The organism is Streptomyces sp. NPDC006283 (assembly GCF_040613325.1).
In the GTDB taxonomy this organism is placed as follows: Bacteria; Actinomycetota; Actinomycetes; order Streptomycetales; family Streptomycetaceae; genus Streptomyces.
This window is the reverse complement of record NZ_JBEXRZ010000222.1, coordinates 1-11,858: the sequence shown is the minus strand read 5'-3', so window position 1 is coordinate 11,858 and position 11,858 is coordinate 1. Positions and strand designations below refer to the sequence as shown.

Here is an 11,858-nt window from a genome sequence, read left to right as displayed (position 1 = left end):
GCCGGGGGGAACATTGCCCGCACTCCGGGGTGTCGGCTGAAGAGCAGGGCATAAAAGTAGGAGATCACCTCGTCGGCGACCGGGGCGATCTCCGCCATGGTTCGCTGGACGAGGACCGCGTCCGGAGGTACAGAAGCAGCCGCAGACGCCCCGTTCGAAGCCGGATGCCCACCGCTCCGGGTGGACTTGTCGGCAGACTTGCTAGTCGGAGTGTCCATATGTTGCCTCGCCTCAAACAACTCGCGGTCGGTCTGCGCGCTCCCGAAACGGAAGCGCACCACTGTGTTGGGCATCGTCATTGCCTCTACTTTTGCCACCCGTGATTGGATCGCTTGCTGGGGCAATATGTTTAGTCGCCCAGCAGGGCCCTGATTCCCCCAACGGCTCCAGTCTGCGTTCTTTGGCCTTGGGGAGGCTCGGGCCAGAGACGTGCCCGAGCCCCCGTACAAACTCCTCCATACCGTGCCCGTTACCATGAGTATTCCGTACTCAAAAATGGCTCTCCGCTCCTATCCATGTGCGGGGTGTCGACGATCAAGTTATTCGGCTCTGTCGGGGATCTTGTGATGCTGGCGGATTGAGCTGGGCATCTACCAGGTGTGCGGTTAAGGGGGTTTGGGGCGGTCTGCCGCATTTGGTCGGTGTTGTTGTCGAGTCGATCGAGCGTGCGGCTGGGGTGGTCACGTTTCGTGCGCGTTCCCGCTCTGGATGGGCGAGACGCCCAGGGTGCGGAATACCGTCTCGTCCGGGCGAGCGCACGGCCTGTACGCACGCCGACTTGCCGACGCTCCTCTCGGGGCCCCTCGATGGTGATCGAGCTGGCGGCACGCCGCTTCAAGTGCCTCAACGAGCGTTGTCCGGCGGTGACGTTCGCCGAGCTTGATGCGGGAACCTGCGTGGCGACGAGCTGCCCGCCTGGATGGACCGGGTCCTCGTCGACGACATGCCCGCCCTCCACTCCCTAGTCAACGGCCTCAGGCGGGACCTGGACACGGTCCTCGCCGCGCTGACCACCCCTTGGAGCTCAGGCCAGGTCGAAGGCCACTTGACCATGGCGTCGAGGTAGACGTAGGGGAAGCGGGTGTGGTCCAGGGGGTGGTTGCGGAAAGCGGCGAGGCTTTCGTCGAGGTCGCCGCAGATCCGGGAAACCTCGCTCTTGGAGATGCCGGTGTCCGAACCGAGGGCTTTGACCAGGTCGTCGACGCTGCGGGTGGACACGCCATGGACGTACGCCTCGATGATGACGGCGTAGAGGGCCTGATCGACGCGGCGCCGGCGTTCTAGCAGGTTGGGGAAGAAGGTCCGGCGCAGAGCTTGGGGATGGCGAGTTCCAGGTCGCCGGCCTGGGTGGTCCGCTCGCGATGGCCGTTGCGGGCGTCGCGGGTCTCGGTGTGCTCGCCCCATGCGGCACCAATGTGCTCTGTCGCCTCGGTTTCTATCAGTTCTTGCAGGACCCGTTCCGCCGCGGCCCGGACGATCTCCAGTCCGTCCGTCGAGCGTAGTGACTCCACAAGGCGGAGCAGTCATCATGAGCCAGGGCCATCGTGTACTTCCCGGCCGGATTCACCGTTGACCGCGGAGAGTTGCACGGTGGCCCGTCCCCGTTCAGGGCGCACGAGCGGTCCACCAGGGGCAATGCGGTGGCGAGCCGGAGGCGCACATCGGCCAAGAGCGGCTACACCACTTCAAGGGACGCCATCCGCGGCTCATGTTCGTCTGGCCTGCTGCACTTGGACCAGCACTCATGGACGGAAGCGCACGCCGCGGCGTTCCGCTACTTCGGTGGTCTCCCGCGCCGGCTGGTCCCGGACAACCTGACGACCGGGTCGACAAGCCCGACCGCTTTGACCCGAAGATCAACAAAGCCTATTCCGAACTCACCACTCACTATGGCATGTTGGCCGACACGGCACGGACTGCGAAGCCGAAGGACAAGCCGCGGGTCGAGCGGCCGATGCCTTATGTCCGCGACCTGTTCTGGCGAGGCCGGGAGTTCAGTCGATCCAGCACATGCAGGCCGAGGCCGTGGCTTGGAGTCAGCAGGTTCCCGGGCGGCGGAAGTTTCGGCCGCTGAGCGGGGCCGCCCCAATGATGTGTTCGAGGCAATGGAGGCGGGCCGGACTACTCACCGCAGCCAGACGCCGAGATCGGCGACGCCTGTCGCCAGGTCGTCGACCAGCTGCTGGAGGTCAATGTGCTCTATCCACTTCGTGCTGCCCAGGGGGTTCTCGGTTTGCGGAAGAAGTACGGCGACACACGGCTGGAAGCCGCCTGCGCCAAGGCCATTGTGGTCGGTGATCCGTCCTACCACACCATCAAGGGCATCCTCGTCGCCGGTACCGAGACCGACCCCCAGCCTGAGACCAGCGGAGACGCCGGGGCCGCGGCCTTCCTCCACGGCCCCGCCCGACTGTTCGCCACTGTCGCGACCCCCGAGACGACGGACGACGACCACGACGACCAGGTCCCAGATGAAGCCGAGGTGGAAGCCTGATGACCGTGATGGACGCCGCCCTGCGGGAGTTGCTCAAGGCCCTGCGACTTTCCGAAGGCCCCATGTCCACTTCACCCCCAACCGGGCCCGCTGGAGAACCAGGTCGAGCGGTGGTTCGGCCTGTTGACGGACGAACTCATCCGCCGGGGCGTGCACACCTCTGAGGGCCCTGGAGCAAGACATCACGGCCTGGATCGACGGATGGAACGAGAACCCCCAGCCCCTCACCCGGGCCAAGACCGCCGACGAGATCCTGAACTCCCTCGCCGACTACCTCACCAAGATCAACCCGTCAACCACTGAAACAATGAAACAGACTTACTGAACTGTTTTCATCCTCCGTAGTCGCAGGTCAGGAGGGTGTGGATGGCTTGGACGGTGCGGTTGATGCGGCGGGTGGAATAGTGGGCTCGCCGTAGAAGCCGCCAGGTTTTGAGTTGGGCGAAGGGTTCGCCGGGGGCTCGTAGTTGGGCGTGGTCGCGGTTGAACTGCTGGTACTGCTGTGGCTGTTCATGGTGGTGGTAGTACGGCGTCCGGAAGGTGGCGCCGGCGCCCTGGTAGGCGCGGTCCGCCGGTACGAGGATCTGGCGGGTGAAGTGAGGCACGCCTGGGTGATGCCGTGGGCGCGGGCTGCGGTCAGGTCGTGGGTGCGGCCCGGCGTCGCACGGGAGAACCGCAACGGGGTGCCGTCCGGTCGTGCGATGACCTGGATGTTCATGCCGTGCTTTTTGTGTTTCCAGGGGTAGTACGGCTGGTCTGCGACGATGCGGTCGATGGAAATGAGGGTGCCGCCCGACCATGACGAAGTCCCCTTCGCCCAGGCCGGAGGGACCGCAACTCCTGCGCCACTTCCACTCCATCACCCACGACGCCGACACGGCCCCGGTCACCGGACCGGTCGCGGCCCCCGCCGCAACCGAACCAGTGCAGGACGACGGGAGACCGGACCGGCCCCCGTTGAAGGAGACGGGGAACCGGACCCCCACAGGGGTCTCTCCAGTCTGCCCGTCCCGGGCCCCTCACCCGGCCACCGCCACGCCGGTGCCCGCATTGAAGATCCCTGAGCCGCTGCTGACCGAAGCCCGCAACATCGCCGCATCGCATCGAGCCAACACGGCGAGACCATCACCCGGTTCAGCTCAAGCGACGGCTCGGCATCGGCCTCCCCCATGGACACCGCACTCCACGCCGCCCTGTAGCACCGCTCCCTCTCCCCCCTCCGGCAACCCAACCCGCCTAGCACCATCAGGGCTCGGCCTGTCATGCCTGCGGGCAGCAGCCGAGGATCTGCGACTGCTGCCCGCACGGCCCACCCTCACACCAGAAGGGACACCCCGCAAGAAATGACCCGCCAACCGGACCTGCGCCACGTGATCAGCCCCGCCGTGCGGGACCTCATCGAACTGGCAAACTTCGACGACTTCGACCGCGTCACCGAACAAGTCCGCAACCTGCGCGGCTGCACCCGCCCCGTCGACCTCCACGGCTGGACCATCACCACCAACAAGGCCACCAAGGAAGTGGTCTGCTCGTACCGCTCCGAAGACGAACCCACGGGCCGCCTCCTCACCCCCTGCGCAACCGCTTCACCTCCCGCTGCCCCGCCTTACCACATCATCAAGGCCGGACTCTCCGGCGGGAAGAACGTCGCCGAAGCCCTCGCCGCCGGACACTACGGCCGCACCGCCGTGGACGTCGTGGCCCCGCTGCTCCTCCTCGGCTGGGGCACCGTGGGACCGCAACTCCTGCGCCACTTCCACCCCATCACCCACGGCACCGACACGGCTTCCGCCACGGCCCCGGTCACCAGACCGGTCGCAGCCCCCGCCGCAGCCGAGCCAGTGCAGCACGGCGGGGGACCGGACCGGCCCCCGCAGAAGGGAGACGGGGAACCGGACCCCCACAGGGGTCTCTCCAGTCTGCCCGTCCCGGGCCCCTCACCCGGCCACCGCCACGCCGGTGCCTGCCGTGGAGATCCCAGAGCCGCTTCTCAATGAAGCCCGCAACATCGCCGCAGATCACCACACGGAGCACGGCGAGACCATCACCCCGGTTCAGCTCATGCGACGGCTCGGCATCGGCCTCCCCCATGGACACCGCACTCCACGCCGCTCTGTAGCACCGCTCTCCCGCCGGCCTCCCCGGCCATCCAAACTTCGCCCACCCCTTGGGGCCCGACTCGCCATGACTGCGGGCAACAGCCTTCCCCAGAGCTGCTGCCCGCGGTGCGGTGGGCGAATCCGAGGGAACGGGCGCGCCAACCGTCATTCTCATTTTCGTCCTCCAGCAGGATTTCGCTGTCTGACCTGCGGGTTTGGCTGGGCGGCTGGAGTGTAGCGAGCCGCGGTGTGGTCAGGGGCGGTCTAGGATGGACGGCCCTTCAATCGTGCGAGAGCGACGTAGTAGTGGCAGCGGCGGGCGACTGCTTGGCGTCGTCGTCGCCAGTTCGACCAGCTCAGCGCGTGGTGTCGCTCCGCCACTGTGATCCCGATGACCCCGCCTGCCTCATCGGTGGCACCCCCTTTCCCTGACCTGGTGTGCCGTGACGACCAGGAAAGCATGCGCGAGCATGACGAGGGTGATGTGCCGGAACCAGCCCACGTAGCGACGAACTTCGTACTCATCCAGGCCGCACTCGTTCTTCGCGGCTTGGAAGCACTCCTCGATCGCCCAGCGCGTCCCGGAGATCCGCACCAGCTCCCGAACGCTGGTCTCCAAGGGGGCGTAAGCGAGATAGCAGGCGATCTCGTCGGGCTTGCGGATACTGCGGCGGGCCAGAGCCCACCGCATCACGGGCCGATGGCCGGCTCTGGGCCTTGGCGGCGTAATAGGTGGGGCGATCTGCAGCACTTCGCAGACCGGCTCGACCCCGTGGTCGTCCCGGTGAGCATCGATGAACGCGCTCATCTGGGCAGTGTCGGCGTAAATCGCGTCGCTACCCGACGGAAAGTGTCAGGCACTGGCAGTGTGGCCCACCGAGAGATCGGCCAGGCCACGGTGAAGGCGCGGCCGATCACGTTTTTCACAGGCACGAATCCGCCGCCCGCCTCGTGAACGTGGGCACGCGAATCCCGGGAGTCGTTGCGGTGGTCACCCATTACCCACAGATGATCCTTGGGTACCTTGATCGTCCCGACCGGATAGTCGTCGCACGGGGTTGACCCGGGATAGATGTACGGCTCGTCCAGAGGCTTTTCGTTGACTTTGACCGGCTCGCCACGATTGCACTCCACGGTGTCGCCCCCGACCGCGATCACCCGCTTGATCAGGTATTTCTCGTCCACGGGGGGCGCCAGCCCAACAAATGTCAGCGCCTTCTGTATCCCGCGCAGAGCGGCATTGGTCTCCTGTGAGGACCGCTCTGGCAGCCAGCCGCCGGGGTCGCGGAAGACAATAACCTCCCCACGCTGCGGCGTCCCGCCGAACCAGGGGGTGAGCTTGTCTACCAGGACCCAGTCGTCCTTCTGGAGAGTGTTCTGCATCGAACCCGAGGGAATCGAGAACGCCTGCACGAGGAAGGTCGTAATCACCAACGCCAGAACCAATGCCACGCCGACCGGAACCAGTAGCTCTTTCCACCATGGGCGCTTCGTACGCACGCCTCGTCCGCGTCTCCGCCGCTGACGATTGCAGCGCTTCGTGATCCCCCGGCACACCTGACGGGCCCTCACCGTAAACCCCGGTTATTTGATAGCCATTCAGCTCTGCAGTAGCGTTCCAGCCCAACAGCCCCACTTTGACGGAATTCTGACGCCCTCACAAACATCACACCACCGAGCAGAGTCACTTTTACGATCAAGGAAATCAGCAACATATCACCCATGAATACGCCTCCAAGCCTTGACAGTCCAGTCGGCAACGATATCGTCTAAAACTACTGCCAGCGGTACCCACCAACTGGTAGCCGCGGCGAGAACGCACACTCATGGCCAGGCGATGATCCCGCCCCCAAGGCGGCAGGATGACAGTTTCATGCTGCGCGGGCCATCACGTGACGAGAAGGGCGGTTGGCGTGGGCAGCCACAGCAAGAAGAGGCATTCCCGCATGGGGGGAGCTGCGGCAAAGTCCGCGGTCACCGCTGCGGGACTGGGCATCATCGCCCTCGGCGTACAGTCGGCCACTACCGCCGGAAATGACCCAAGCGCACCGACCAATCCCGATCGAAACGCTGTTGACATCAGCGTAGGACCGAGAGCCGTCCCGATGCAGCGGACCGGTAATTACTATACATTCACAGCGCCCCAGGGCGGGACCATCTGGATTCACGGCGATATGGTCCGCGGTGGCAGCATCGACAAGGAAATCCGTCCATACATCGAGCAATATCTGGATGGCGCATTGACTCTGCATCGGGGAATCGCCCGGTGGCACGAGAAGTGGGACGACGCTCTTGGAATGAGGCTCCTTCCGCTCGGAACCGACAATCAGCCGGATTTTGATACAAGCCGCTCCGTATTTGTTCCATTCAGCCCGGACGAGGTGGCGGCCAGAGCGGCAGCCCTGGGGAAAACCAGCATAGATGGAACGCGTACAATCCAAAAAATTGAGGGCTTCGATCCATCGAATCCAAGGTTCCCGGTGGGACTTGTAGCCCATGTCAAAGCACACCCCGGGATGAATATCGTATTCTACAGTGCGAGCGAAATTCAATTAGGTGGCCCGGTCACCGCGGATACCATCGATCCCATCACTATGGGAACACCGTTGCACGAGGCCCTTGGTGGGCCTCCAGATAAAAATCTGACGGATACCGTGGGGCACTGGTACCGGAATCAGGGCATCGTCGCATGCGTGCTGGGCGGTGAACACCGAGCGAAGCGTTCGACGGGGAATTGTGAGCCCGCTTCGAAGAGTGAGCCGGCCACGGAGTCGGCGAAGGAGACGGTAGAGCCAAACGCAGCGGTGAAAAATCAAGGTGCTAGGATTCGTGAGGAATTCGAGCGTTTGACCGAAGCGCACTCGCCGGGACTGCAGGGGATTGACAGAACTCCGGCGTCAGCGGATGCGTTGCATAAGCAGTTCCAGGAAGTTTTAGCGAATCCAAGAAATGCCCGCAGTGGAGCGACAGAGGATTTTCGTTCCGCTTCCACTGTCGTCAACAAAGCCAGTATGGCGCAAAGGTCATTACAGGGAGGGAGCGAGCCATATGGGGCTTCCTTCAAGAATCCTCATTCCTCCACCGCAGATAAGGTGGTGGCGGTTTCGGATCTGTTGTCCATGCGCTTCCCTGAACTGGGCGCCGGCTTGCGGGATGCCGATAACATCGATACCACGCTTTGTGCTTTAGGCTTTGCGGGCCCGCTCGTGGGCGGAGAAGTGGGGGGCGTACCAGGAGCATTGCTAGACACTTCTATATCGAGTGGCCTGGGGAAAGTAGATGGCGTCTACGACCAGGTACGGGATGTGAAGTATTTCCCGGAGGCCGTCCGTGATTGGCGGGCCCAGAACGTGCGGCAGAGCGTAGATAGCTATCTTGGCAAGGCCGTAGTGGCGAAGCAACAGGTGGGCGCGGGCCTCAAGTCTGACAGCATGACCGGCCAGGTCAACGGCAACCATGGCATGCCCCAGGACTACAGCCACAGCGCTGGTCAGAGCCAGACTCCGAACAACCCCGCCGCCAGCAACAGCGCCACCGGTACAGCCAGCAACCCCAGCGGAAACTGGCTCACCGACACCGTCACCGCTGCCACCGGCAACACGGCTGACTCAGGCCCCACCAACACCAGCGGCAAAGGCACCTGGGCAACCACCGACTACAGCAGCGGTGTGATTGGTGATGCCTCAGTCGAGTCAGGCGGCGACCAGCAGGCGCTAGGCCAGGCTCCGGCGGTATCTCCGGCTCAGGATGGTGGTCAGGCAGCCGGTAGTCCGGTTGGGCAGACCGGCCAGGATCCTGCCGGTACCAGCACGACTGGCTCGGATGCCGCCGGTGCCGCTGCTGCTAGCGGTGCCGGTGCTGGCGGTCAGCAGGCGGTAAGTGCTTCTTCTGGCCAGAGTTCGTCCAGTGGTTTCACCTGGGCCAGCGACCATCACGACTACAGGGGCACCCTCACATCTGACGCGCCGACCACAACTCCCACCGCCACACACGAACACAGCCCGGCCGGAAATGACACGGCCGGAAATGACACGCAAACCGGCTCCACTGCTCGCGGCAAGTGGGAGGAAACACTCGACCGCGGCGCCAAGGCCATCAACGACATCGTAAACGGCAGCGATGCGGCGAACAACACCAACCAGACCGGCCAGTTTGACGCCAACACCAGTGACGGCAACGGTGTCCAGGGCCACGGCGACACCAGTGACGGCAGCAATGGCCAGACCCAGGACTACAGCCACAGCGCCAGTCAGAGCCCGACTCCGAACAACCCCGCCGCCGGTACACAGCCAGTAACCCCAGCGGAAACTGGCTCACCGACACCGGCGGAGGGAGGCACCTGGGGAACCAGCGACTACAGCGGGACTGTAAAAGCGTTCGGTGTAACTCCTGATCAAGGAAGATGCACCGATGACCAGTGAGAACGTGACTGAGGCCCGGTCCATCGAGATGAACCGTTCCGACTTTCCTGCCGGTGGTTTGTTGGCCGGTGATCAGCCGGCCAGGGGACCTGCTGCAGGCCCTCGACTACTGCGTCGCCCACGATCGACATCGCCCAGATCAGCCTCGCCTACGGGTCCCAGCTGGCGGCGTGGAAACTATGGATGCGCACGCCGCCGGCATCACGATCATCGCCCCGGCCGGCGACACCGCCGGACCGGTCACCCATCCCGCCGCCCTGCCGGACGTCCTCGCGATCGGGGCGATCGCCCACACCGGCACCTACCCGCACACCCATCCGCTGCCCACCGCCCAGCCGCCATGGGGCCCGGCCCCTACCCGGGCCCCCTTCACTCCCACCGGACCCGGCGTGGACCTCGTCGCACCCCGGCACCGCCGCCCTCGGCGACGGTGACTCCCCCGCCGACGGCACCGCAATCGCCGCCGCCCATGTCAGGGGACTCGCCGCCCTGCTGCTTCCCCGGCGCACCCCTCTGCAGCCGCAGCGCCGGGAACGGACCCGCACGCTGCACGCCAGCCCCACTGGACAGGCTTGCCAACGTCAACCGCACCCGCGCCGCCCCTATGCTCCGTCCCCGGCGCCGTGGCGAAGCGCGCCGGGGAGGGACCGGTGCCATGTATCAGCCGAGCAAGTCCCTTGCCCGGATTGTGCGGAGGCGCAGCCACCGTGCCCGGCGCGGCGACTGCCAGTCGGCGCGCACCGCGTCCCAGAAGTCCTGCCACGCATCCGACTCGGTCGCACCGTGCCCGACCACGTCCGTGCCCGGGCAAAAAACGACATAGCCATCAGGAGTCACCTCAACCGACACCATCCGACGACGCTCCACGGCCATCACCACCCACAAGGCGACAGAATGCCGATCACCCGATCGCAGCAAATGCGGCGCAGTGTGCCGCTCAATGCCCCGATTCCGGGACGGTGCGCTATGCGGAGTTGTCCACGACGCAGCCCGGGCCGGGGAAGACTTCGCTCTCGTGGCCGTCGTCGTAGTGCACCCGGTAGGGCGGCTCACCGCTTCGCCGACTTCCACCACCTTAACGGTGCTCAGCCGAGCCGACCTTGCGACCGGGAAACCGCAGCACGTCACCCACATTCACCTGCATTCCGCACCCTCTTCCATCGGACCGGCCAGAGGGCCGGAAGTGACTGGTGGCCTCAGTGTGCGCCCAGCGAAACGAACCTGTACCAGGGAAAGGTGAACCCATTAATCCACCTCGCACCTGCGGAAAGCGCTGGAACCGAAACGGCTAATTCCTATGGTTTTCTCGCCGACGCACGCGGATGACCGGTCCAGGAAGACAGACGGGGGCGACTACAGCGCGGCTGGCCCAACCCGACGGCCAGCCCTTCAAGTCACTTCCCGGACCCGCCAGAAGCGAGCCTACGCCACCACCCCAACCAACTTGACAAAAACAGAGGCATCCGAAGGGCACCGACCTGTTTCGATCCACTCCGCAGCCGACCTCGTCGCCGTCGCAGCGGAACTCAACGACCGCCCTCGCACAGACCCTCGGCTGGCAGACTCTGGCTCACCAATTCAGTAGGCTCATCGCAACAGTCGAGTGACCAGGTGTTGCGACGGTTGCTGAATCCGCCAGCAGCCACTTGGCCGCACGTGCGCGTCCGGCGTGATTTCCAACTAGCTTTCTGACAAAGTGCACTCCTGTTTTGTCGACCTGATCGAAAATGGAGAGCCACCCATGCCGGAGTCGCCGGGCTTCGCCGCGCGAGGCGTCCTGGGAACTGCTCTGCACGGCCTTCTCGGCCGCTCCGCTCATGACCCGGCGGCCCCGGGTCCCCACGCCGCCGGAAGCACCCGACATCCCCTTTACGCAGCGCTACCACGCGGTGAACCACGGCGGGATCGCCCGTGCCGCGAACTCCGCCATCACCTGCCGCAGCCCGAACAGCCGCTCGGCGGCGTCCTGTTCGTCCCTCCAGCGGGCGCGTCAGGGCGTCAACGGCGACTACGACATGTTCTACGTCGACCTCGACGACGACCCCAACACCTACAACTCTAGCCGGGCCCGCCTCGTCCTGCCGGCGGAACCCCGTGTGCGGTAGGCCCGCCCGCCTGTACTGGGGCGGGAACCTCCACGTCGGAGAGCAAATACCCCCGAAGGACAACGGCCGTGTCCTGATCGCCGAACCGGGCGCGCGGGCATCGTCTCCTACGACGGGGACCGAGGTGTCCGTGGCGACTCGGTGACCGTACGGGCCGGGAACGGAAAGCCGTTCACTCTCACCGACGCGGCCAACCCTGCCGACGACGTGATGAATTTCGACGATCGCCGATCTCGGTGCGAACGTGTGCCGTCGCGCTGGGAGGGCATGGCACTGGCCCCGCTCGAGGCGATGGCCTGCGGGCGGCCCGTGGTGCTGACCGACGTCAGCGGCGCGAGGGAGAGCCTGCCGCCCGGCCAGGAGGCGTACGCGCTCGTGCCGCCGGAGGATCCGCCCGCGCTCACCGCGGCGCTCGTCCGGCTGCTGGCGGCGCCGGAGCTCCGGGACGACCTGGGCCGCCGGGCCGAGGCCCACACCCGGGCCACGTCCGACGTGCGGAGGACGGCATCCGCCGTCCTCCGCCTCTACCGGGAACTACTCAGCACGCACCGACCCTTGACGAGGAAGCGCACCGAACGATGACGACGGAGAGTGCTCCTGCGCCCCACACCCCGCAGGCGACGGGCACCCGCCGCGCGGCTCCCTCGATCCACCCGCCGCGCAGGGCCCCGGGCCGGCGCCCCGCGCCGCACTCCCGTCGCGGGGTGCGGCGCCGCGACCAGCGCGGTGGCGTGCTCGC

5 protein-coding genes, 8 pseudogenes and 1 other annotated feature are annotated in these 11,858 nt (G+C 65.6%); of the genes and pseudogenes, 7 read left to right on the top strand and 6 right to left on the bottom strand.

From position 1 onward, the window contains the following. Both ABZ070_RS30630 and ABZ070_RS30625 read right to left on the bottom strand, forming a co-directional pair. A pseudogene (locus tag ABZ070_RS30630) lies at positions 1 to 218 on the bottom strand (flavohemoprotein); the annotation flags it as partial. An 835-nt stretch (positions 219 to 1,053) separates the two neighbouring features. Then, positions 1,054 to 1,511, bottom strand: a pseudogene (locus tag ABZ070_RS30625) (transposase); the annotation flags it as partial. Positions 1,512 to 1,730: 219 nt separating this feature from the next. Between ABZ070_RS30625 and ABZ070_RS30620 the strand changes: the two are divergent. Next, positions 1,731 to 2,058: pseudogene (locus ABZ070_RS30620) on the top strand (IS21 family transposase); the annotation flags it as partial. 136 nt (positions 2,059 to 2,194) lie between these two features. Further along, complete coding sequence (locus tag ABZ070_RS30615; protein WP_356638582.1) at positions 2,195 to 2,494, top strand: hypothetical protein; 300 nt, start codon at positions 2,195 to 2,197, stop codon at positions 2,492 to 2,494. A 332-nt stretch (positions 2,495 to 2,826) separates the two neighbouring features. Here ABZ070_RS30615 and ABZ070_RS30610 read toward each other — a convergent pair. Then, positions 2,827 to 3,402 (bottom strand): annotated as a pseudogene (locus ABZ070_RS30610) (transposase family protein); the annotation flags it as partial. Positions 3,403 to 3,837: 435 nt separating this feature from the next. Here ABZ070_RS30610 and ABZ070_RS30605 point away from each other — a divergent pair. Beyond that, the gene (locus ABZ070_RS30605) at positions 3,838 to 4,491 is read left to right on the top strand and encodes a replication initiator (RefSeq protein WP_356638581.1); all 654 of its coding nucleotides are present in this window, start codon (positions 3,838 to 3,840) and stop codon (positions 4,489 to 4,491) included. Positions 4,492 to 4,999: 508 nt separating this feature from the next. On the opposite strand, the pseudogene ABZ070_RS30600 reads toward ABZ070_RS30605, so the two are convergent. Together ABZ070_RS30600 and lepB are read right to left on the bottom strand one after the other, a co-directional pair. Further along, positions 5,000 to 5,278 (bottom strand): annotated as a pseudogene (locus ABZ070_RS30600) (IS701 family transposase); the annotation flags it as partial. Positions 5,279 to 5,326: 48 nt separating this feature from the next. Then, positions 5,327 to 5,426, bottom strand: a sequence feature (AL1L pseudoknot). After that, entirely contained in the window at positions 5,398 to 6,093 is a 696-nt protein-coding gene (gene lepB / locus ABZ070_RS30595; protein WP_356638580.1) for a signal peptidase I, read from the bottom strand. It overlaps the preceding feature by 29 nt. 605 nt (positions 6,094 to 6,698) lie before the next feature. On the opposite strand from lepB, the gene ABZ070_RS30590 reads away from it, so the two are divergent. Then, complete coding sequence (locus ABZ070_RS30590; RefSeq protein WP_356638579.1) at positions 6,699 to 9,014, top strand: hypothetical protein; 2,316 nt, start codon at positions 6,699 to 6,701, stop codon at positions 9,012 to 9,014. 170 nt (positions 9,015 to 9,184) lie between these two features. After that, positions 9,185 to 9,448 (top strand): hypothetical protein, encoded by a 264-nt coding sequence (locus ABZ070_RS30585; protein ID WP_356638578.1) that lies wholly within the window; start codon positions 9,185 to 9,187, stop codon positions 9,446 to 9,448. A 530-nt stretch (positions 9,449 to 9,978) separates the two neighbouring features. Here the strand turns inward: ABZ070_RS30585 and ABZ070_RS30580 are convergent. Beyond that, positions 9,979 to 10,062: pseudogene (locus tag ABZ070_RS30580) on the bottom strand (DUF1918 domain-containing protein); the annotation flags it as partial. A gap of 799 nt (positions 10,063 to 10,861) precedes the next feature. Between ABZ070_RS30580 and ABZ070_RS30575 the strand changes: the two are divergent. Beyond that, positions 10,862 to 11,210: pseudogene (locus ABZ070_RS30575) on the top strand (DUF3344 domain-containing protein); the annotation flags it as partial. Positions 11,211 to 11,365: 155 nt separating this feature from the next. Continuing rightward, positions 11,366 to 11,701: pseudogene (locus tag ABZ070_RS30570) on the top strand (glycosyltransferase family 4 protein); the annotation flags it as partial. Positions 11,702 to 11,858 lie beyond the last annotated feature (157 nt).

Excerpts from the sequence above, each read along its gene's own strand:
- ABZ070_RS30605 (WP_356638581.1), top strand. The coding sequence starts at position 3,838 with ATGACCCGCCAACCGGACCTGCGCCACGTGATCAGCCCCGCCGTGCGG.
- ABZ070_RS30590 (WP_356638579.1), top strand. The coding sequence starts at position 6,699 with ATGCAGCGGACCGGTAATTACTATACATTCACAGCGCCCCAGGGCGGG.